A 21,103-nucleotide genomic window follows, 5' to 3' on the forward strand; every position below is an offset into this window, starting at 1 on the left:
CCGTTGCCTCACTCGCCGGGCGGCTCCACGTCCAGACCCGTGCACGCCAGCTTCCCGCCCACCTCGGCGCAGGCCTCCACGCCCTTGGGCGAGCGGACGGCGAGCATCGGGCTGGTGTCCTGGGCGGAGTCGCCCGCCGGATAGCTCGCCGACAGCACGTCCTGCCCGGCCCGCACCGACACCTCACGCGCCATCGGTGTGCGCACCCGCACCTCCGACCAGGCGGTGCCGCAGGCGGGGGAGTAGCGCAGCCGGACGTCGTAGTCGGGGTCGGACACCGTGCTCGTGGTCTGCGCGTCCCGGGCGCACACCGACGCGTCGGGCAACTGGCCCTGACAGGAGCGGGCGTGGCAGCGGGGCGCGGTCAGGAGGGTCTGCGCGGCGGGCGCGGGGGAGCCCTGCCGGCCGGAGACGGTGACCGCGGCGGCCACCGCTGCGGCCGTGCCGAGCAGCGCGAGCGCCGACAGCGGCAGCCATCGGGGGCGGGGCCGGACCGCCTGTTCGGGCGGACCCGGTGCGGGTGGCTCCTCGGCCGCCTCCCACAGGGCCAGTACGGCTTCGGGATCGGCGCCGGCCAGTCGGCTCAGCGCCTCCACCGCGGCCCGTGGGGGCCGTTTGGTGCCGGTCAGATAGCGGTGCCAGGCCGACTTGCTGTACGGGGTGCGCGCGGCGAGTGCCGCCAGGCTCAGTCCCGTACCGTCCTTCAGTTCGCGCAGTCTCACCACCAGTGGCTCGTCCGGCGTGGCCGATCCTTGGGGATGCCGCATCGTGCGTCCCTCGACTCCCATTCCGCTATGGGCGCTTTCGCCCCTGTTGTCGGAATGGCTTCCCAGGCAATCGGGATCCGCAACACCGGCCGAGGTATGAGGACGGTGAGGCATGTGTACGTCGAAGGCCTGTTCGGGAGAAGGGGATCCCGAGCAGGCCTTCGACGGTCAGACGGTGCGTGTGTGAGTGGTCGTCAGCACCACGGGACGGCGGTGCGGCCGGTGCGGACGTAGCGGGCGGAGACGTAGCCCCGGTGGTGCGGGAGGCGGTACCAGGTGTGGTTGCCGTACACCCAGGAGCCGTACGTCTTGCAGCTGAGCGTGAGCAGTCGGTGCGTGTGCCGGTGCCCGATCACGCGGTAGTGGGTGCCGGGACCGGAGCGGACGTTCAGCCGGGCGCCGTGCGTGGAGACCCGGCCGAGGGTGGGCAGGGTGCGGCGGTACGACATGCCCTGCGCGACCGCCCGCGCCACTCCCGCGGCGACGAAGTGGTGCATGTGGCGTGTGCGGTACCGGCGGTGGTGGACGCGGCGGACGGTGCGCTTGGCGTGGTGGCCGCGGTGCCTGGCGTGGTGCGTGCGCTGCTTCGCGTGGTGCGTGGTGTGCTGGGCCGCGACGCTGGGCACCGGGCGCGGGGCGGTGGTCGCGCTCGCCGAGGCGGCCCCGGCCGCCGTGGGCAGGAACGCGAGTACCGCGACCGTGGCCAGCACCCCGCTCTTGAGAGTCCGTCGGATCATGGAAACCTCCGGCTGTCGTTCTCGTGACCACGAACCGTGATCACAACAGCCAGCGTTGCCGTGACGGGCCGTCAGGATGCCGTTCCCGCGTCCCCCGGGACGCCGGGGACGTTCCCGGGGACGGGCGCCGCCCCGTGTCTCGGCCCTTCCGGTCCTGTGCCGAGAGGCGTTCCACGGTCCTGCCCGTCTCCGTGAACGTCCCGGTGACGTGCCCCGAGGAGTGCACCCGCAGGAACCGCAGCGGGGTGTCACCCACATTGCGGAACAGGTGAGGGACAGGTGACGGGACGTAGGTGGTGCCGAACCGCTCCGGCCTCGTCACCTCGCCGTCCACCCACATCTCGGTGCCGGAGCCCACCGGATACGCGCTCATTCCGCTGCCGCTGCCGCTGCCGCTGGGCGGCGCCAAGGGATCCGGCATGTCGCTCGCCTTCGAGTTGCTCACCGGCGTGCTCGACGGCGCGCCGATCTGCGCCGCCTTCCACTCGGACGACCCGCAGGGCCGCAGTCATCGCCGGAACGCCCTGCTGATCACCGGCTGCGGGCACTTCATTAACTTACTTAAGTTACGCAACTATATGGTAAACTCGCGAGTATGCCCACGGAACCGCTGTCCGACGTCCCGCCCGCCTCTGCCGAGGTCATCGAGATCGAGCGTGCCCTGACGCGCATCACGTACCTTGCCACGCGTGCCCGCCGGCACGAGCGGCTGACGGCGCTGGCCGGCGTGCCGCTGGACCGGGCCGCGGTGGCGCTGCTGCGGCAGATCGCCGACTCCGAGCCGCTCAGGCCGGGGGAGCTGGCACAGCGGCTGGGCGTGGAGGCCTCCCATGTGACGCGGACCGTGCAGCAGCTGCAGCGGTCGGGGTACGTCACCCGGGTCCCCGACCCCGACGACCGCCGGGCCCAGCGGATCGAGCTCACCGACGTCGGCCGGGAGGCCGTCGCGCGGGTCCGGGAGGCCGGGGCCCGCGGGATGCAGCTCGCTCTCTCCGGCTGGCAGCCCGAGGAGCTGCGGCAGCTGGCCGGGCTGTTCCATCGCATGGTCGACGACTTCCTCGCCTGCGCGGTGGACGACGAGTCCGGCCAGGAGGCCGACGCCCGCGCGGCGACGGCGTGACGGCAGCGGCCGTGGCTTCCTCCCGGGGGTAGTGGTCGCGGTCGTTCCTCCGCAGTGGTGGTTCCGGCCGTTCCTCCCGAAGCGGCGGCCCCATCTGTTCATCCCGAAGCGGCGGCCCCAGTGTCTACCGTCGAGTAATATCCGGCGGCAGGACACCAGAGGAGGATCCGTGCCCCGGTCCGAACGCTCACCCCTGCTGCTGGCCGGTCTGCTGGCCTCGGTCGGGGTCGCCCACTTCGCCGCCCCGAGGCAGTTCGACGCCACGATTCCGAAGGTGCTGCCGGGCTCGCCCCGGGCATGGACCTACGGCAGCGGGGCCGTGGAACTGGCACTGGCGGCCGGGCTGGCATCGCCCCGTACCCGCGCCGTCGCCGCGAAGGCGGCCGCGGCCTTCTTCGTCGGGGTGTTCCCCGCCAACGTGAAGATGGCCGTCGACTGGCGGCACCGGCCCGCTCCGCAGCGGAACGCGGCCCTGGCCCGGCTGCCCCTCCAGGTACCCCTCGTACTGTGGGCCCGCAGTGTGGCAAGGAACGGAGAGGGACGGTCGTGAGCGAGCGTATCGAGGTCGGGGACAAGGTCGAGGACTTCGCCCTGCAGGACGAGACCGGCACCACCCGGCGGCTCACCGAGCTGCTGACCGAGGGCCCGGTGGTCCTCTTCTTCTATCCCGCCGCCCTGACGCCCGGCTGCACCGCCGAGGCCTGCCACTTCCGCGACCTTGCCGCGGAATTCGCCGCCGTCGGTGCGCGCCCGGTCGGAATCAGTGGGGACAGCGTCGAACGCCAGCAGGAGTTCGCCGGTCGGCACACCCTCGGCATGCCGCTGCTCTCCGACGCCGACGGAGCGGTCCGCGAGCGGTTCGGGGTCAAGCGGGGCTTCACGCTCGCCCCCACCAAGCGGGTCACCTTCGTCATCGCGGAGGACCGCTCGGTCCTGGAGATCGTCCGCAGCGAGCTGCGGATGAACACCCACGCCGACCGGGCCCTGTCCGCACTGCGCGCCCACAAGGGCTGAAGCGGGCCGCTGCCGCGCTTGATGCCCCGGAACAATCGGATCATCCTTGGGCATATGGAGCGTGTCGCGGCCGCGGCGATCATCGATGCCCAGGGCAGGGTGACGGGGTGGAGCGAGGGCGCACGACTGCTCACGGGCCGCACGGCGCAGGAGGTCGTCGGCCGGCCGGCGACCGACCTGCTCGCCGAGGACGTTCCCTCCGAGGTTCTCGCCGCGCAGGCCGGGACCCTCGCCCTGCGACACCGCGACGGACACCGGGTCGAGCTGGCTCTGACCGCCTGCCCGGTCGTCGGCCCCGACGGCGCGCCCACCGGATACGTGGTCACCGTCGCCCCGCTCGACCCGGCCGGTGCCGAGCTGGCGGCCCAGGCCTTCCAGCAGGCCTCGATGTCCATGTCGGTCCTCGACCTCGAGCAACGCTTTCTGCGCGTCAACCATGTCGCCTGCCAGGTGATGGGCGTACCGGAGGAGGCGCTGGTCGGCCGGTTCTACCCGGAGACCGTGGCGGACTCCGAGCACAGCCGGGGCTTTCTCGGTCATCTGCGCGAGGTCGCCGAGACCGGCCGGCCGCTGCGCTACGAGAGCTTCACCGGCGCCCCGGCCCTGAATCGGGAGCACGCCTGGAGCATCGAGATGTGGCCCCTGCGGGACCACTCCGGCGAGCTGACCGCCGTCGCCCTGTCGGCATTCGACAGCAGCGATCAGTACTGGGCCCGCCGCCGGCTCGCCCTGCTGAACGAGGCGGCCACCGGCATCGGCACCACCCTCGACGTGGTGCGCACCGCCGAGGAGGTGGTCGAACTCCTGGTCCCGCAGTACGCCGACTACGCCAGCGTCGACCTGCTCGACTGGGTCCTCGGCGCGGACGAGCCGCCGGCGATCCCGGACGGGGGTGTCGAGCTGCGCCGCGTCGCCCACGGCTCCACTCGGGAGGGCACCCCCGGTGCGGCCCTCAAGCTGGGCGAGACGCACGTCTACCAGCCGTCCTCGCCGCCGGCCCGGGCGTTGCGCGAGGGCCGTGCCGTGCTCGCCCACGCCGGTGAGCCGGGCTTCGTCCAGTGGCTCGCCGAGCACGATGCGCGTGCGCCCGCCGGCCGCCCCCACCGGCAGGGAGTCCACTCCATGATCGCGGTGCCGCTCCGTGCCCGCGGCACCGCCCTGGGCGTCGCGGTGTGCATCCGCACGGCCCACCCGGACGACTACGGCCCCGACGACGCCGTCTTCGCCGAGGAGCTCGGCAGCCGCGCCGCCGTCTGTGTCGACAACGCCCGTCGCTTCGCCCGCGAACGCAGCACCGCCCACGCCCTCCAGCACAGCCTGCTGCCCAGGGGACTGCCGGGACAGGCCGCGGTCGACGTCGCCCACCGCTATCTGCCCAGTGGGTCACTGGCCGGCATCGGCGGCGACTGGTTCGACGTGATCCCGCTCTCCGGCAGCCGGGTCGCGCTGGTCGTCGGCGACGTGGTCGGCCACGGCATCCAGTCCTCGGCCACCATGGGCCGGCTGCGCACGGCCGTCCGCACCCTCGCCGATGTCGACCTGCCCCCGGACGAACTCCTCACCCACCTCGACGACCTGGTCACCCACCTGGCCTCCGACGAGGGTGGTGAGGAGGTCGCCGAACTCGGCGCCACCTGCCTGTACGCCGTCTACGACCCCGTCTCCCGCCGTCTGTCGATGGCCGCCGCCGGCCACCCGGCCCCCGCCGTCGTCCTGCCCGGCGACGTCCCTGAGTTCGTCCCCATGACCGCCGGACCGCCTCTCGGGGTCGGCGGGCTGCCCTTCGAGGCGACGGAACTCGAACTGCCCGAAGGATCGGTCGTCGCCCTCTACACCGACGGACTGATCGAGGACCGCGACCGGGACTTCGACCGCGCCACCGACGAACTGCTCCGCGCCCTCGGCGTACCCGCCGACTCCCTGGAAGCGCTCAGCGACAACGTCCTCAAGGCCGTCATGCCCGAACACCCCACCGACGACGTCGCGCTGCTCATGGTTTGCACCCGTGCCCTCGGCGGCGACCGCGTGGCCACCTGGGACGTACCGCCCGACCCGGCCCGTGTGGCCGGCTTCCGGCAGGCGGCCACCGAACGACTGGCTGCCTGGGGACTGGAGGAGGCCGCGTTCGTCACCGAACTCGTCGTCAGCGAACTCGTCACCAACGCCATCCGCTACGGCGAACCGCCCATCAAACTGCGCCTGATCCGCGACCGTGCGCTCATCTGCGAAGTCTCCGACGGCAGTTCCACCTCACCGCACCTGCGCCGGGCGCACGCCTACGACGAGGGCGGCCGCGGACTGCTGCTGGTCGCCCAGCTCACCCAGCGCTGGGGCAGCCGGCAGACGGGCAGCGGCAAGACCATCTGGGCGGAACAGCCGCTGCCCGACACCTGATCACTGGAACGGGCAGCCGGGGTTCGGCGCGTCCTCCGAGAACGGGGAGCCGTGCGGCAGCACGTAGAGCACATAGAGGACGAGCGGGATGTCACCCAGGTTGCGGCCGATGTGGACGTGGTCCGGGCCGGACGGCTCCTGGATCGTCGAACCCTTCCGGTACACGCCGTCCGAGGCGCAGGTGGAGTCGAAGTGGCTGAGAGTGCCCTGCTTCACGAAGCCGTACAACGGACCGTCGTGGTAGTGCCATCCGGTGCTCTGACCGGGCGGGACCGTGATCTCCCGCAGGGTGTAGTCGGTGTCGCCGACAGTGGTCTGGCTGATGATCCGGGCCGTCACCCCGGGTCCCGGCGGGGTCGCCCCGGCGGTGCCGCAGGTCAGGACGGTGGCGGCGGTCAGCACGCCGGTGACGGCCAGGCGGAGTGCGGTGCGCATGCGGAGCCTCCATGGACGCGAGGGGGTACCGCCGTGAACATAGGCCCGGGGAGGGCGAGTCGGGGGCGGAACCCGGTAATCCGGATTTCCTGAAACCGCCCCTGACCCCGTTTCGGAAAATGGCGAATCGGTAAACACCTGCTCTGTGTGTCCACCGAGGTTCACCACGCAAACGCCGTCCGCTGCGACATCAGAGCTTGAGCGTCCTCCCTCGTCCCGAACAGGTGGGTTCACTCGTCGTCGCGGAACGGGCCGAAGCCGTCGATGACGTCATGAGGCTGACGTTCCGTCGCCGCATACGGCGAAGCGATGACGGTACGCCCGCAGGACCGCAACGCCCTGCTGGACCTCGACCTGTGCCCCGCCCGTTCGGAAGTCCAAGCGCCGGAGGTAGTCGATGCCCCTTCCCGAAGAAGCAGTGGAACTGGGCCCGTTGAGCAGCCGGCTGGGTGGCTCCCGGCAGCTCACCGGGCATCTCGCCCGACCGGCAGGTGACGGCCCCTGGCCGGGTGTCGTGGTCGTCCACGAAGCCATCGGCGTGGACGAGGTGATGCTGCGCCAGACACGGCGGCTGGTCGACGCGGGCTATCTGGCGCTCATGCCGGACCTGTTCACCCAGGGCGGCGCGCGGCGCTGCCTGGTGGCCACCCTGCGGGCCGCGCTGTCGGGGAAGGGGCGCGCCTACCAGGACATCGAAGCCGCCCGCGACCATCTCGCCGGGCACCCCGACTGCACCGGCGCCGTGGGCATCATCGGCTTCTGCATGGGCGGCTCGTTCGCCCTGATGACGGCCGGCCGCGGCCGGTTCGACGCGGCCGCCGTCAACTACGGACTGCTGCCGAAGGACCTGGATGCCGTCCTGACCGACGCCTGCCCCGTCGTGGGGAGTTACGGCGGCCGGGACCGCATGCTCCGGGGGGCCGCCGCCCGGCTGGAGACCGCCCTGGACCGGCTCGGCGTCGTCCACGACGTCAAGGAGTACCCGGACGCCGGCCACTCCTTCCTCAACGACGCCGAAGTCGGCCCCAAGCTCCTGCGCCCGCTGCTACGGGTCACCGGCACGGGACCCCACCCCGAATCGGCCGCCGACGCATGGCAGCGCATCGAGACCTTCTTCGACACCCACCTCACCCCTCACCCCGCCCCCGGGAAACCGGAGTCATGAGCACCACGGAGACCGAGGGGAGAGCTGCGGCCGATGTACCGGGCCGCGCCGCCTGACCCACCGGTCCGTCCACCCGCCCGCCGACCGTCGGGCCGACGGACCCCGCGGGACGGACCAGGACTGCCGCTCGCCCGAGTAACCCGGTACGGTCCGCTCAGCCGGACATGCCGTCCAGCTCCGCGACCGCGTCCTCCGGGAGGACCAGAGCGGCCGCGGCTATGTTCTTCTGCAGGTGGTCCGGGGACGACGTGCCGGGGATGAGCGCGATGTTCGGCGAGCGGCGCAGCAGCCAGGCCAGGGCGACCTGCTGCGGTGCGGCGCCCAGCCGCGCGGCCACCTTCGACAGCGTCTCGGACTGCAACGGCGTGAACCCGCCCAGCGGGAAGTACGGCACGAAGACGATGTTCTCCGCCGCCGTACGCTCGACGAGCGGGTCGTCCTGCCGGTCGGCCAGGTTGTACAGGTTCTGCACCGTGACCACGGGCGCGATCGCCTGCGCCTCCTCCAGCTGCGCGACGGACGCGGCGCTGAGCCCCAGGTGCCGGATCAGGCCCTGCTGCCGCAGCTCCGCCAGGGCGCCGAACTGGTCGGCGACGGAGTCCTCGTTCGGGGTGTCCATGTCGCCGAGCCGCAGATTGACCACGTCCAGCGTCTCCAGCCCCAGGTGCCGCAGGTTGTCGTGCACCTGCGCCTTCAGGTCCTCCGGATGACGGGACACGGTCCAGCTGCCGTCGGCTCCCCGCCGCGCGCCGACCTTGGTCACGATGTGCAGCTCGTCCGGGTAGGGGTGCAGGGCCTCCCTGATGATCTCGTTGACGACCACGGGGCCGTAGAAGTCGGCAGTGTCGATGTGGGTGATGCCCGCCTCCACCGCCGCACGGAGCAACGCCACGGCCCGCGCCCGGTCCTTCGGCGGGCCGAACACATGCGGCCCGGCCAGCTGCATGGCGCCGTAGCCCATGCGGGTCAGGGTCAGACCGTCGGCCGGGGTGACGGTGCCGCCGAGCTGTGCAGTCATGTCGTACCTCTCGTGCTGTGCGAGGGTCACCGGTACGTCCGGTGCCCTGTCTCCACGGTGCGCCGAACCCCGCCTGGGCGGCAGTGCCCCCGCGTTCCTGGGAGTGGCAGGGACAGTCACGGCCGGCGGCACGGCCGTACGGTGGTGTCATGGACGGTACGAACGCGCTCGGCGAGTTCCTGCGCGCCCGCCGGGCGCAGGTCCGGCCCGAGGACGTGGGGCTGCCCGGCTCGGGCCTGCGCCGGGTGCCGGGGCTGCGCCGCGAGGAGGTCGCGATGCTCTCCGGCATCAGCTCCGACTACTACCTGCGCCTGGAGCAGGGCCGCGACCGCAACCCGTCCGCGCAGGTCCTCGAGGCCATCGCCCGGGTGCTGCGGCTGGACGCCGACGCCACCTCCTACCTGCTCGGTCTGGCCCAGGAGCGGCCCAGCGGCGCGCGGCCCCCGTCCCGCACCCGGGCGGCGCGCGGCCGGGAACCGGTGCCGTCCAGCCTTCTGCAGCTCATCGACGGCTGGCCCCGCAACCCCGCCTACATCCAGAACCGGTACACCGGTGTCCTCGCCGCCAACGCCCTCGCCACGGCCCTCACCCCGAACTGCCGGCCCGGCGTCAACCTGCTGCGGGCCGTCTTCCTCGACCCCGCCGAGCGGGCACTGCGCCGGGACTGGGAGGACCTGACCGAGGAGGGCGTGGCTACCCTGCGCGCGTACGCCGGGCCCGACGCCGACGACCCCCGGCTGCGCGACCTGGTCGGCGACCTCTCCCTGCGCAGCGAACGCTTCCGCATGCTCTGGGCCCGGCACGACGTACGGCCCCGGCGCGGCCGGGTCAGCCACCTGAGCCACCCGCAGGTCGGCGACCTGGACCTGCACTCGAACAAACTCTCCGTGGACGGCACCGACGGACTCACCCTGGTCGTCTTCCACGCCGAGCCCGGCAGCCGCAGCGCCGAACTCCTCGACATCCTCGGCAGCCTCTCCGCTCCCCGATCCGACGCCCGGACCGAGCGCGTCGAGGAGCAGTAGACCGGCACCGGACCCGGTGTCCTCCACCCGGCCTCACGGATAGGGTGAGCAGTGATCAACCGGACGGGTGGGGATGAGGGCAGCGGACGGCATGGGCGGCGGCACGGACAGGAGCACCGGGGGCGGCGGACGGCCTACGTCACGGGACGTCGCCCGGCTCGCCGGCGTGTCCCACACCGCGGTCTCCTTCGTGTTCAACGGCCGTGCCGAGGGCAACCTCTCGCCCGCGACCCAGGAACGCATCCGCCAGGCCGCCGCCCAGCTCGGCTACCGGCCCGACCCCGTCGCCCGCGGTCTGCGCCGCCGCCGTACGGCCGTGATCGGACTGGTCACCGACGAGATCGCCTCGTCCCCGTTCGCCGGGCGGCTGCTGCGCGGCGCGATGGAGACCGCCTGGGACAGCGACCACCTCGTGCTGACCGTGGACTCCGGCGGCGACCCCGCCAAGGAGGACGCGGCTGTCGCCGAACTCCTCGACCGGCGGGTCGACGGCATCATCTACGCCGCGATGTCCCTGCGCCGGGTCCGCGTCCCCGAAGGCCTCCACCGCACCCACTCCGTGCTCGCCAACTGCCTGCCGGAGGACGACTCGCTGCCGTCCGTCATCCCGGCCGAGCGGGCCGGCGGCCGTACTGCCGCCCGGCTGCTGCTGGAGGCGGGCCACCACCGGATCGCGCTGGTCGGCGGACAGGACGACATCGCCTCGGTCGAGCGGCTGCGCGGCTTCCGGGACGCCCTGCGCGCCGAGGGCGTCACCGTGCCCAAGGAGTGGGTCGTCCGCACCGGCGGTGAGATCAGCAGCGGCCACGAGGGCGCCACCCGGCTGCTCGAGGGCACGGAACCGCACCGCCGTCCCACCGGGATCTTCTGCTACAACGACCGGGTCGCGGCAGGCGTCCTGCACGCCGCGACCCGGCTCGGCATCGCGGTACCCGACGATCTGTCGGTGGTCGGCTACGACGACCAGGAGCACATGGCCGCCTACCTCACCCCGGCGCTCACCACGGTCGCGCTGCCGCACCGGGCGATGGGCGAGACCGCGGCCCGGCTGCTGCTGGACGCCATCGACACCGGCCGCACCCCGCCCGCCACCGTCCGTCGCCTCGCCTGCCCCGTGGTCAGCCGTGCCTCGGTGGGACCTGCTCCCACCCGCTGACCTCGGCATCCCCGTCCACGACCAGCTCGGCGACGTCCCCCGGGCCGCGGTACACCCGCTCGGTCACCGTCGCCCGGTCCTCGACGAACAGTTCCAGCAGCGAGCCGTCCACGAGCACCCGGACCGCCAGGTCCGGGCCGGGCCGGACGTCCACCGTGATCGGGGCGGATCCCTCGGCGCGCTCCCTGGGCCAGCCGCTGCGGTCAAGCACCACCGTGCCCGCCGCCGGGTCCAGCAGGATCGTGAGCGCACGGTCCGCCGCCCGCAGCAGGGTGACCATCGTGCGGTCACGGGCGGTGACGACCAGGTCGTACGACACCGGAAGCGGCGCCCGGCCCGGCCCGCTCGCGAACGGCCGCTGCGCACGCAGGAGTTCCAGCTCCGGGGCCGGGGTGACACGCAGCGATCCGTCCTGGTGGACGTCGACCACTCGGGGCGCGGTGAGCACACCGGCCCAACCGGCTGCCAGGACCGCCGAGTCGTCCCGAGCCTCCCACGACCAGCCCCACATCAGGGCGCGACCGGGCTCCTGGAGAACCGCGGGGGCGTAGAAGTCCCGGCCCTGGTCGAGGCGGCCGCCGGAGCGTGTCACGAGCCGCAACCGGCTGTCTTCCGAAGCCTCCAGACGTCCCGTCAGGTACCCGGTGCCGCAGGGCGTGCCGTCCCACAGGGACACCACCAGGACGTGATCGCCGCCGTGTGTCTCGTACAGCTGCGGACACTCCCAGCCGACCGCCTTGCCGCCGAACGCGTCGGCGGCCACCGGGTCGTCGCCGGCCAGCAGCACCCCGGCGAAGCGCCACTCGGTCAGCTCGTCGCAGTCGTAGAGCAGGACGGACGGGGTGCCGTCGGCGTGTCCCGCGCCGACGAGGGCCCAGCGCCGGCCCGCGTGCCGGAAGAGGAAGGGGTCGCGGAACATCACCACGTCGAGTCCGGCGGGCGGTCCCGTGACCACGGGGGTGGGCAGCGGCCGCCACCGCAGGAGCCGGTCGTCGTCCGGGTCCGCCGCCCGGGCCAGGCAGATCGTGCCGAGGCCGGTGTGGGTGCGGTCCACACCGGTGTAGACGGCGGTGGGTGTGCCCGCGTCGTCGACCACACAGCCCGACCAGCAGCCGGCCTCGTCCGGGCCGCCGGGTGCCGGGGTGAGGGCGACCGGGTGGTGCTCCCAGTGGACCAGGTCGGCGCTGGAGGCATGGCCCCAGTGGACGTTCGTGTGCACCGGTGCCGCCGGGTTGTGCTGGTAGAAGAGGTGGTGTCGGCCGCGCCAACGGAAGGGTCCGTTGGGGTCGTTGATCCAGTTGGCGGGCGGGCGGACCCGGAAGCGCGGGGCGTGCGGGTCCGGGGCGGGAGCGGCGAGGCTCAACGGTTGACTCCTGCGGAGGTGATGCCCTCGCGGAGAGGGCGCTGGCCGACGAGGAAGACGGCGACGGCGGGGAGCATCGAGAGGACGACACCGGCCAGCACCACCGAGATGGAGCCGGTGCCGAGGTTGCCCTGGAGGGAGACCAGCCCCAGCGGCAGTGTGTAGTTCTGCCCGGAGGTCTCCAGGATCAGCGGGCGGAAGAACTCGTTCCAGTGGTAGTTGAAGGCCAGGACGCCGACGATGGCCAGGCCCGGAGTGGCCAGCGGCGCGTACACCGACCGGAAGATCCGCCAGGGCCCGGCGCCGTCCAGCATCGCCGCCTCGCCGAGGTCCTTCGGCATGCCGAGGAAGTACTGGCGCATCAGGAAGGTGCCGAAGGCGGTCGGGAACGCCGGAACGATCAGACCGAGCAGCGTGTCGGTCAGGCCCATCGACTTGAGCACCAGGAACACCGGAACGATCGTGACCTGCAAGGGGACCATCATGGTCGCCAGGACCAACCCGAACAGCGGTTTCTTGAAACGGAAGTCGAGCCGGGCGAACGCGTAACCCGCAAGACCCGCGGTGATCATCTGGCCGACCGCGATCAAAGCGGTCACCAGGGTCGAGTTGAGGGCGAGCAGCCAGACGTCTATCTGGTCGAACACCCCGTGATAGGCGGCGGTGCTCGGACGGGTCGGAATGATCTGCGGCGGCAGGTCGAACGAGTCCGCCGGCGTGCGCAGCGAGGTCGAGACGGTCCAGACGACCGGGCCGAGGGTCAGCAGCGCGCACACGGTCAGGCCGGCGATCCGCGCCCACGGCCCGAGCGAGTACCGGGCACGGCTGAGGGACAGGGTTGCTTGGCTCAAGGGACTCACCCGGCTCACTGGTAGTGGACGAAACGCCGGCTGAGCCGGAACTGGACGGCGGTCACCGCCATGATGAGCACGAACAGCAGCACGCCCACCGCGGACGCCTCACCGAAGCGCAGCTGCTCGAAGGCCTTCTCGTAGATGACCATCACCACCGTGCGGGTGGAGTCGCCGGGACCGCCGTCGGTGAGCACGTACGGCTGCTCGAAGACCTGCAGCGCGTTGATGATGCCGACCACCGAGGCCACCAGCAGGGTGGGGGAGAGCAGGGGCAGCGTGATGGACAGGTGCTTGCGCAGCCCGGTCGCGCCGTCGAGGGCGGCGGCCTCGTGGATCTCCTTCGGGATGTTGTTCAGCCCGCCCACGAACAGCAGGAACGAGAAACCGAACTGCTGCCACACGTACACGATGATCACCGTGGCCATAGCGCCGTGCTCGGACGTCAGCCACGGCACGGGAGCGATCCCGAACAACCCGATCAGCCAGTTGATCACGCCGAAGTCCTGGTTGAACAGGTACTTCATCACGACCGAGATGGACGCGGCCGACAGCACCAGCGGGAAGAAGAACGCCGAACGGAACACCGAGCGCAGCCATGTCGGCATCCGGCCGTTCAAGGTGAGCGCGAGCGCCAGGGCGATCAGGAGTTGCGCGGCGACCGCGAAGACCATGAAGACGAGCGTGTTGCGAAAGGACACCAGCACGGTCGAGTCGGTGAACACCTCACGGTAGTTGGCCGTTCCGGCGAAACCGGGCGAGTCGATCACGTTCCAGTGGAAGAGGCTCAGCACGACCGAGCCGATGATCGGTACGACCGTGAAGACCACGATGCCGACCACCGTGGGCGCCAGGAACAGTGCGGCGAGCAGCCGCGTCCCCCGCTCCCGCGCGGAGGGCCGCACCGCCGCCGAGGGCGGGGCCGAGTGCCGCGACCGTCTCGCGGACGACCGGGTCCGCGTCGCGTCCGCCGCTTTCGACGTGCCCGTCGTCCCGCGCGCGTCGCTCGCATTGCTCGTGTTGGTCGTATCGGTCATACGTCACGCTCCATGGCCTTCTCCAGATCGCCCTGCATCCGGCGCAGCGCGGGCCCGACCGAACGTGGGCCGGCCAGGGCCGTCCCGGTGTGCTTGAGCAGCACCTGTGTGACCTCGGCGACCTGCGGCGGCGCCGGTATGGGCCCGGTGTCGGGGAACTTGTCGACGGTGTCGTAGAAGACCCGCCAGTGCGCCGGGCCGGTCTCCCGGTAGCGGGCGTCGGTCAGCATCGAACGACGCGCCGGGGTCGTCTGGTTCGTCGTGAACAGCCGGGTCAGGGTGTCCCGGCGGGCGGAGTACTTGATGAACTCCCAGGCCGCGTCCTGCTTCTTCGAGGTGCGCAGCAGCGCGTAGCCCGCGGCGCCGAACTGGTGGCGCTGGGTGCGCCAGCGGGGGAAGTACCGCACGTCGAAGCCGTCGTCCCGCATGCCCGCCAGGTGCAGACCGCCCGCCCAGAAGCCGCCGGCGGGGGTGACCCCGACCCGGCCGGTCGAGAACACCCCGATCAGGTTCTGGCCGTTGCCGCCCTCGGGGCGGGTGCACAGGTCCTCCTGGATGAGCTGGGCCAGGTAGTCGTACGCCTCCGCCACCCGGTCGGTGGTGGCCTGCGGGGTCGTCCAGCGGAAGCCGCCCCCGCGTCCCTGCCGCTGCGCCGCGGGATAGAAGGAGTCCCACAGCCAGTCGCCGCCCGGCGCCTTGGACTCGGCCAGCAGGTTGGTGCCGTTCGCGAACAGCCAGGGCACCACGCCGCCCCACAGCCGGTTGGTCCAGAAGTACGGCGTGAAGTGGGAGTCGCTCGCCCGCTTCATCCGGCGCAGCAGGGCGGTGAAGTCGTCGCGGGTCCAGTCGTCCGCCGGGAGGTCGGCGCCCGCCCGCCTCAGCACCTGCGTGTTGAGGTACATGTCGGCCGCGTTGAACTCGATCGGCAGCTGGTACAGGCTGCCCTCGTACATCATCGACTCGACCAGCGAGGGATGGACGTCGGCGAAGTACTCCTTCAGCTCCGCCGCGTCCCGTTCCACCCAGCGGTCCAGCGGGACACCGAGGCGCCGGGCGAACAACTGCACGCCCTCGGTGGCCACGTAGACCAGGTCGGGCGCGGTGCCCGCCGCTATCTGGGTGAGGATCTTGGCGAAGAAGTCCGACCAGTCGACGGCCTGGACCGCGTTGACCCGGACCCTGATGTCGGGGTGCAGCTTCCGGAAGCCCTCGACGAGGGCACGGACCCCCTCCGGGGAGAACGCGGAACCCAGGGTCGCGACGACGAGCGAGCCGTCGTCCCGGCCCGGGATGTCGGCCCCGGTGAGCCGGTCCCAGCTCGCGGCGGTACCGGCCAGCGCGGCGGCTCCCGCGCCGTAGGCCCCGTACCGCAGGAGTACGCGGCGGGAGAGGTGCGAGTCGGTCATCATGTGCCTAACTCGTGTTAGTAAAGGTTTGACGCCCCAGATGATGAGAAGCGGGTCACACCCCTGTCAAGGTGTGCGAACGCTTGACCTTTAACGAGTTAGGTCTACAGTCCTGGTGCCACATGGGCTGCCGTCCTGAGCCGCAGCGACGGGTGTTCGTCACGAGAGGGGCGTGCTGTGATGCGTGGGTTGACCAGGAGAGCACTGTTCGCCGGGTCGGGGGCGGGAGCGGCCGCGGCGCTGCTGCCCGCAGCGTCCGCGGCGGCGAGGCCGAGGCCGGAGGCGGGGAGTGCCGGGCGCAAGTCGTCCGGCAGCTGCGTCAGTTACCGTGCCGACTACCACTTCACCGTCCCCGACCAGTGGAAGAACGATCCGCAGCGCCCGGTCTGGATCGACGGCGAGTATCACTACTACTACCTCTACAACGCCGACTACCTGGCCGGCGGCGAGGCGGGCACCGCCTGGCGCCTGGCCACGACCACCGACCTGGTCTCCTTCACCGACCGGGGCGTCGCCGTGCCGAAGGACACCACGGTCAACGGCGATGTGTGGTCGGGCTCGGCCGTGGTCGACGCGGGCGACACGGCGGGCTTCGGTGCGGGCGCGGTGGTCGCCGTCGTCACGATGTCGCCCGGCGGCGGCACCGACCACCAGGAGCAGTTCCTGTACTACTCGACCGACGGCGGCCGCACCTTCACCAACCACGGCACCGGCCCCGTCCTGCCCAACCCGGGCGTGGCCGACTTCCGTGACCCCAAGGTGATCCGCGACGAGGACCGCGACCGCTGGGTGATGGCCCTGGCCGAGCACGACAAGATCGGCTTCTACCACTCGGGCGACCTCAAGTCCTGGACGTACGCGGGCGGTTTCGTCAAGGACGGCGTCGGCGTCCTGGAGTGCCCCGACCTGTTCCGCATCACCGCCGACGACGGCACCGGGAAGTGGGTGCTGGGCGCGAGCGCCGACGGCACCGGGTTCGGGCAGCCCAACACGTACGCGTACTGGACCGGTTCCTTCGACGGCGGCGCGTTCACGGCCGACTCGGCCGATCCGCAGTGGCTCGACCACGGCTGGGACTGGTACGGGGCGGTCACCTTCGAGAAGCGGGACGCGGTGGGATCGGTGGACCCCGCCGCGCGGTACGCCCTCGGCTGGCTGAACAACTGGGCCTACGCCCAGACCACCCCCACCATCGACGCCGACGGCTTCAACGGCACCGACTCCGTCGTCCGCGAGGTCACGCTCAGGAAGTCCGCCTCAGGCGCCTACTACCTCGCCTCCCGGCCGGTCGCCGCCCTCGACTCGTACGTCTCCCGCACGCTGAACCTCGGCGACCTCACCGTCGACGGCACCCGCCTCCTCGACTGCACGGGCGTCTCCTACGAGCTGACCACGGAGATCACCTGGTCCCGACTCACCGGCGCCGGAGTCCAGTTGCGCCGCTCACCGGACGGCGGACGGCACATCGACGCCGGCGTCTACGACGACTTCGCCTTCCTCAACCGGCGCGGCACCGTCAACCCCGACACCAGCGGCAACCGGCAGGAGAGCCGTTCGCCGTTCGACCCGTCCGCGAGGCGGGTGCGGCTGCGGATCCTCGTCGACCGCACGTCCGTCGAGATGTTCGTGGACGACGGGCGGTATGTGCACTCGTCGGAGGTGTTTCCGTATCTCGTGGACGACCGGCTGGCGCTTTTCACCATCGGTGGCCCGGCCGTCTTCCGGAACACGGTCGTACGGGAGTTCGCGGTCTGAGGGCACACGGTGTCACGATCTCCGTGGAGCCGGTTCGGACGACCATCGGAGCGCACATGACGACGCACAGGGACACGGCGGAGCAGACGGAGCGGATCAAAGGTGTCGAGGTGCATCCGGTCGCCGGGCACATCGGTGCCGAGATCACCGGCGTCGACCTCGCCGGGCCCCTCGACGACGCCGTGGTCGCGCTGATGCGTGAGACGGTGCTGCGCTGGAAGGTGGTGTTCTTCCGTGGGCAGGAGTTGGACCACCAGGGGCACGTGGCCCTCGCCCGCCGCTTCGGTGAGCCCGTCGTTCTCGGTCGGCGTGGCAGTGCCTCGCCGTCGGACTTCCCGGAGGTGGAGACCACCGCCGACCGGCTGGAGCTGGGCGGGCGCTTCGGTATGGAGCACGAGGAGTGGCTGCGGCGCCGTCGCCACACCCTGCTGCGCGGCTGGCACTGCGACCACGGCGCCCGCGTCGACCCGCCGGCCGCGACCATCCTGCGCGCCGAGACCGTACCGCCCTACGGCGGCGACACCACCTGGGCCAACCTGGCCGCCGCCTACGCCGGGCTGTCGGAGCCGGTCCGTGCCTTCGTGGACGGGCTGCGTGCCGAGCACCGGCTCGGCGTCGGTTACCAGCCGCGGCCCGGCGACGACGGGTACGTTCGGCACCTCCTGGACCACCAGGTCGCCTCGGTGCACCCGCTGGTGCGCGTGCACCCGGAGACGGGCGAGCGTGTGCTGTTCGTCAACGGCTACTACCTGGAGCAGATCACCGACGTCTCCCGCCCCGAGAGCGCGGCACTGCTGGAGATGCTGCTGGCACAGGCGGTCCGCCCCGAGTACACGGTCCGCTTCCGGTGGGAGCCCGGCAGCGTCGCCTTCTGGGACAACCGGTCCAGCATCCATCTGGCCCCCAGCGACAACGCCCATCTGGGCTTTCCACGGATCATGCACCGGGTGATGCTCGCGGGAGACGTACCGGTGGGCGTGGACGGCAGACCGTCCGAGCCGGTCACCGGTACGGAGGTGGGCCGCTGGTGACCGGATGCGGGCGGTCGTAGGGAGATCCTCGGTGCTGAAGCCCGGGGCCATGCCGGTCGGGGTGGAGGAGGGGATGTCGGCGAGGTGCAGCGTGACCTCGCCGCAGGTGGTGACCGACCTGGTCAGCGGGGTGCGAACCCCGCGCCGGCCGGATCAAGATCCTGGCGACACGCGGGATCGGCCCGCCGGCCGCCACCCCAGCGCCGGGCCCAGTTTCGTCGCCATGTCCGTCAAGATCTGGACGTAGTCCTCGTGCGCGAAGGTGAACGGCAGCGCGAACGCCACCTCGTCGATCTCGCGGAACGCGGCGTGCGCGTGCAGGCGCTCGGCGAGTTCGTCGGAGGTGCCGACCAGGTCCGGGGCGAAGAGGAGTCGCGCCGGGCCCTGTGGGGAGGCTGTCCGGGGGAGGCGCTTGGCGGCGTACGCCTCGTACTTGGCCCGCTGCTCGGGGCTTGCGGAGTCGGTGGGGATCACCACCAGGCCCTGGGAGACGCGGGCCGCGTCCCCGTCGGGGTGGCGGGCACGGAAGGCGCGGATCTGGGACAGCTGGATCTCCGCGAAGTCCAGCGGTCCTTCCGGATTCTCGGCCTTCACCACGCTGCTGGTCAGGAAGTTCATGCCGTGCTCGCCCGCCCAACGCGCCGAGCCGAGGCTGCCGCCGCCGTACCACAGGCGTCGGCCGAGTCCGGCGGAGTGCGGCTGGACCACGTCCGAGCTGTATTCGATGGGCGACTGCCCCCGCGTGGCCTCGAAGCCCTCCGCCCCGCTGAAGTCGCCGGCCGGCTTGCCGCGCACGAAGTCGAGAAGGCGGCGTACCCGCTCGTAGCCGAAGTTCTCGGCGTCCGCGGTGTCCGGGTACAGGGCCTCCTTGACCTGCTCGTAGTGGATCGGCGGGCTCACGCTGACGCCGGGGTTCAGCCGGCCGCCGGACAGGATGTCCACGGTCGCCAGGTCCTCGGCGAGGCGGAGCGGGTTCTCCCAGCCCAGGGGAATCACCGCGGTGCCCAGCTCGATGCGCCGGGTGCGCTGTGAGGCCGCCGCCAGCACCGCGACCGGGGACGAGATGCCGTACTGCAGATGCCGGTGGCGGACCCAGGCGCTGTCGAAGCCCAGCCGCTCGCCCAGCTCGATGATCTCGAGCGTGGTCTCGTGGCCCCGGCCAGGGTCGGCCGCGTCGAACAGACCGATGGTGAGGAAGCCCAGCTTGCGCAGCGGGCGGGCGGTGGACGGCACGGGCTCCTCCAGCGGTCGTACGTCGGCTCCGCCCACGGTTCTGGCGTCGGCCCTGCCCCGATTCTGGCAGGCGAGTGTGACAACCGTGTGATCAGTTCAGCGGGATGGTGACCTCGTCCTCGACCGGCGGATCGAGTTCCTGGACGCGGTTGCCCGTCGCCGCGAAGCAGCGCAGCCGTACCGCCTCCGGGGTGACGTCAAGGCGCAGGAAGCACTTGAAGAACGGCGGGCTGTAGGTGGCCGAGCCGGGCGAGAACAGCTGGGTGTACAGCTTGCGCACGGGCAGCCGGAAGCGGGAGGTGCGGTCGGGGCGGCCGCCGGTGCCCAGCAGGCTCGCGACCAGGCGGGTGCGCCGGGTGACCCGGGTGTCCGGGCCAGGTGCCCGGCCCGGTTCGATGCCCAGCCGTTCGGCGATGACGGCCGTCGCCTCGGACTCGGTGAGCGTGAAGAAGCGGCGCAGGTGCAGGCGGCGGCCGTACAGGCGGCTGTAGAAGGCCAGCGAGTCGCCGCGCAGCGGATAGCAGCGGAAGTCCCGCTCGGTGACGCCCGCGACCGATACGCGCGGGATGGTGTGCGTGGCGTGCATGAACGCGCCACCGCCGCCCGAGACCACGTACTGGATGGTCCGGCCGTCCACGTCGACCGGATAGCGCTGGTAGTTGTGGATGTCGCCGCCTATCGCGGCCACGTAGTGGTGCGCCGGGTCGCGGACGATGTCGTCGACCGTGCCGCCGCCCTCGATGGCACAGGGGTGGTGCTCGCCGTCCACGTACAGCGGCGAGCCGGTGATCAGGATCTTCGGCTTCGGCCCGCGGGAGACCTCCCGCAGCCACGCGCCCTGTTCGGCGTCGATCGTGCCGAGCAGCCCGGTGTCGATGCCGACGATCCGCACCGGACCGGCGTCGATCGCCCAGTACGGCCCCGGCTGAACGGCCTGCTGCCCCGGCGCCGACCGCAACTTCCGTGCCTCGGCCAGGCGTTGCCCGTCCCCCGGGCGCGGCCGGTGCCAGAGCAGGTTCTGCCACCAGGCACCGGTGAGCGGGCGGGGCGTGGGCTCGGGGGCCGGCGGCGGGGCGTCGGCGCAGAAGACGCGCATGAACGCGCCGAGGTCCTCGTACCAGTCGTGGTTGCCCGGTATCGCGTATATGGGGGCCGGGTAGTCCTGGTACGGCTGGAAGAACTTGGTGGCGTAGTCGTCCGCGCTGCCGACGGGGTAGATGACATCGCTCGCGATCACCGCGAACTCCGAGTCCTGACCAGCCTTCAGAAAGCCCGGCACGACGGCGTACTGGGAGTCGTCGCCCTCTCCCGTGTCCCCGATGACCATGAAGGAGAACCGGTCCGGCACCTCCCGCCGGACCACCTTGTCGACGGGAGCCCCCGCCTCGGCCTGCCGGGCCACCAGGCGGCTGCGGATACGGCCCGTCGGGTCGCCGAACCAGGACGCCAGCACCCCGTTGCGGGCGGCCCACAGGGTCCTCGGGTTCAGCCACGACAGCTTCTCGACGTGGTCGGGCATCAGCTGCTGGTAGGCGCCGCGTTCGGCCGCGCCCCAGCCGGCGCCCTGTGCGGTATCGCGTGAGGAGTCAGACACGC

The 21,103-nt window shown here is 71.8% G+C and carries 20 protein-coding genes; 9 read left to right on the forward strand and 11 right to left on the reverse strand.

Going from position 1 to position 21,103, the window contains the following annotated elements; genetic code table 11:
- Positions 1 to 8: 8 nt before the first annotated feature.
- The 3 genes from ACIF83_RS23185 to ACIF83_RS23195 all read right to left on the reverse strand — a co-directional run bounded on the left by ACIF83_RS23185 (position 9) and on the right by ACIF83_RS23195 (position 1,925).
- A complete protein-coding gene (locus ACIF83_RS23185) occupies positions 9 to 767 on the reverse strand; it encodes an XRE family transcriptional regulator (RefSeq protein ID WP_393483335.1) in 759 nt (252 codons plus the stop codon).
- Between the two features lie 194 nt (positions 768 to 961).
- Positions 962 to 1,504, reverse strand: coding sequence for a hypothetical protein (locus ACIF83_RS23190; protein ID WP_393483332.1), 543 nt, complete (start codon positions 1,502 to 1,504; stop codon positions 962 to 964).
- A gap of 40 nt (positions 1,505 to 1,544) precedes the next feature.
- A complete protein-coding gene (locus ACIF83_RS23195) occupies positions 1,545 to 1,925 on the reverse strand; it encodes a hypothetical protein (RefSeq protein WP_399729496.1) in 381 nt (126 codons plus the stop codon).
- A gap of 174 nt (positions 1,926 to 2,099) precedes the next feature.
- On the opposite strand from ACIF83_RS23195, the gene ACIF83_RS23200 reads away from it, so the two are divergent.
- The 4 genes from ACIF83_RS23200 (at position 2,100) to ACIF83_RS23215 (ending at position 6,032) form a co-directional block, all read left to right on the forward strand.
- Complete coding sequence (locus tag ACIF83_RS23200; protein ID WP_399729498.1) at positions 2,100 to 2,624, forward strand: MarR family winged helix-turn-helix transcriptional regulator; 525 nt, start codon at positions 2,100 to 2,102, stop codon at positions 2,622 to 2,624.
- A gap of 169 nt (positions 2,625 to 2,793) precedes the next feature.
- Positions 2,794 to 3,174 (forward strand): DoxX family protein, encoded by a 381-nt coding sequence (locus ACIF83_RS23205; RefSeq protein ID WP_393483327.1) that lies wholly within the window; start codon positions 2,794 to 2,796, stop codon positions 3,172 to 3,174.
- Entirely contained in the window at positions 3,171 to 3,638 is a 468-nt protein-coding gene (locus tag ACIF83_RS23210) for a peroxiredoxin (protein WP_393483324.1), read from the forward strand. The genes ACIF83_RS23205 and ACIF83_RS23210 overlap by 4 nt, the downstream gene beginning before the upstream one ends.
- Positions 3,639 to 3,692: 54 nt before the next feature.
- Entirely contained in the window at positions 3,693 to 6,032 is a 2,340-nt protein-coding gene (locus ACIF83_RS23215; RefSeq protein WP_399729502.1) for a SpoIIE family protein phosphatase, read from the forward strand.
- Here ACIF83_RS23215 and ACIF83_RS23220 read toward each other — a convergent pair whose 3' ends face one another.
- Entirely contained in the window at positions 6,033 to 6,467 is a 435-nt protein-coding gene (locus ACIF83_RS23220) for a cupin domain-containing protein (protein WP_393483319.1), read from the reverse strand.
- A gap of 397 nt (positions 6,468 to 6,864) precedes the next feature.
- On the opposite strand from ACIF83_RS23220, the gene ACIF83_RS23225 reads away from it, so the two are divergent.
- Positions 6,865 to 7,632 (forward strand): dienelactone hydrolase family protein, encoded by a 768-nt coding sequence (locus tag ACIF83_RS23225; protein ID WP_399729506.1) that lies wholly within the window; start codon positions 6,865 to 6,867, stop codon positions 7,630 to 7,632.
- Positions 7,633 to 7,786: 154 nt separating this feature from the next.
- On the opposite strand, the gene ACIF83_RS23230 is transcribed toward ACIF83_RS23225, so the two are convergent.
- On the reverse strand, positions 7,787 to 8,650 hold the full coding sequence (locus ACIF83_RS23230) for an oxidoreductase (protein ID WP_399729509.1): 864 nt from the start codon (positions 8,648 to 8,650) through the stop codon (positions 7,787 to 7,789).
- 149 nt (positions 8,651 to 8,799) lie between these two features.
- On the opposite strand from ACIF83_RS23230, the gene ACIF83_RS23235 reads away from it, so the two are divergent.
- Positions 8,800 to 9,675 carry a helix-turn-helix domain-containing protein gene (locus ACIF83_RS23235; protein ID WP_399729512.1) on the forward strand — a complete coding sequence of 292 codons (876 nt, stop codon included), beginning with the start codon at positions 8,800 to 8,802 and terminating at the stop codon, positions 9,673 to 9,675.
- A 73-nt stretch (positions 9,676 to 9,748) separates the two neighbouring features.
- Positions 9,749 to 10,831, forward strand: coding sequence for a LacI family DNA-binding transcriptional regulator (locus ACIF83_RS23240; RefSeq protein WP_393483309.1), 1,083 nt, complete (start codon positions 9,749 to 9,751; stop codon positions 10,829 to 10,831).
- Here ACIF83_RS23240 and ACIF83_RS23245 read toward each other — a convergent pair.
- The 4 genes from ACIF83_RS23245 to ACIF83_RS23260 are packed head-to-tail and all read right to left on the reverse strand — an operon-like array spanning position 10,794 to position 15,488.
- Complete coding sequence (locus tag ACIF83_RS23245; RefSeq protein ID WP_399729515.1) at positions 10,794 to 12,194, reverse strand: glycoside hydrolase family 32 protein; 1,401 nt, start codon at positions 12,192 to 12,194, stop codon at positions 10,794 to 10,796. The two genes, ACIF83_RS23240 and ACIF83_RS23245, sit on opposite strands and share 38 nt — an antisense overlap.
- A complete protein-coding gene (locus ACIF83_RS23250; RefSeq protein ID WP_393483304.1) occupies positions 12,191 to 13,045 on the reverse strand; it encodes a carbohydrate ABC transporter permease in 855 nt (284 codons plus the stop codon). Before ACIF83_RS23250 ends, ACIF83_RS23245 begins: the two co-directional genes overlap by 4 nt.
- A gap of 14 nt (positions 13,046 to 13,059) precedes the next feature.
- A complete protein-coding gene (locus tag ACIF83_RS23255) occupies positions 13,060 to 14,082 on the reverse strand; it encodes a carbohydrate ABC transporter permease (RefSeq protein ID WP_399729518.1) in 1,023 nt (340 codons plus the stop codon).
- The gene (locus ACIF83_RS23260; protein WP_393483409.1) at positions 14,079 to 15,488 is read right to left on the reverse strand and encodes an extracellular solute-binding protein; all 1,410 of its coding nucleotides are present in this window, start codon (positions 15,486 to 15,488) and stop codon (positions 14,079 to 14,081) included. Before ACIF83_RS23260 ends, ACIF83_RS23255 begins: the two co-directional genes overlap by 4 nt.
- A 180-nt stretch (positions 15,489 to 15,668) precedes the next feature.
- Here ACIF83_RS23260 and ACIF83_RS23265 point away from each other — a divergent pair, with 180 nt between their 5' ends.
- Together ACIF83_RS23265 and ACIF83_RS23270 are read left to right on the forward strand one after the other, a co-directional pair.
- On the forward strand, positions 15,669 to 17,243 hold the full coding sequence (locus tag ACIF83_RS23265; protein WP_399729521.1) for a glycoside hydrolase family 32 protein: 1,575 nt from the start codon (positions 15,669 to 15,671) through the stop codon (positions 17,241 to 17,243).
- Positions 17,244 to 17,299: 56 nt separating this feature from the next.
- The gene (locus tag ACIF83_RS23270) at positions 17,300 to 18,274 is read left to right on the forward strand and encodes a TauD/TfdA dioxygenase family protein (RefSeq protein ID WP_399729524.1); all 975 of its coding nucleotides are present in this window, start codon (positions 17,300 to 17,302) and stop codon (positions 18,272 to 18,274) included.
- 153 nt (positions 18,275 to 18,427) lie between these two features.
- On the opposite strand, the gene ACIF83_RS23275 is transcribed toward ACIF83_RS23270, so the two are convergent.
- Both ACIF83_RS23275 and ACIF83_RS23280 read right to left on the reverse strand, forming a co-directional pair.
- Positions 18,428 to 19,507 carry an LLM class flavin-dependent oxidoreductase gene (locus ACIF83_RS23275; protein ID WP_399730173.1) on the reverse strand — a complete coding sequence of 360 codons (1,080 nt, stop codon included), beginning with the start codon at positions 19,505 to 19,507 and terminating at the stop codon, positions 18,428 to 18,430.
- 91 nt (positions 19,508 to 19,598) lie between these two features.
- Positions 19,599 to 21,101: a metallophosphoesterase family protein gene (locus ACIF83_RS23280; RefSeq protein ID WP_393483293.1), complete on the reverse strand. Its 1,503-nt coding sequence runs from the start codon at positions 21,099 to 21,101 to the stop codon at positions 19,599 to 19,601.
- Between the last annotated feature and the right edge of the window lie 2 nt (positions 21,102 to 21,103).

The sequence above is a fragment of the Streptomyces sp. NPDC085866 genome, from assembly GCF_044541035.1.
GTDB lineage: Bacteria > Actinomycetota > Actinomycetes > Streptomycetales > Streptomycetaceae > Streptomyces.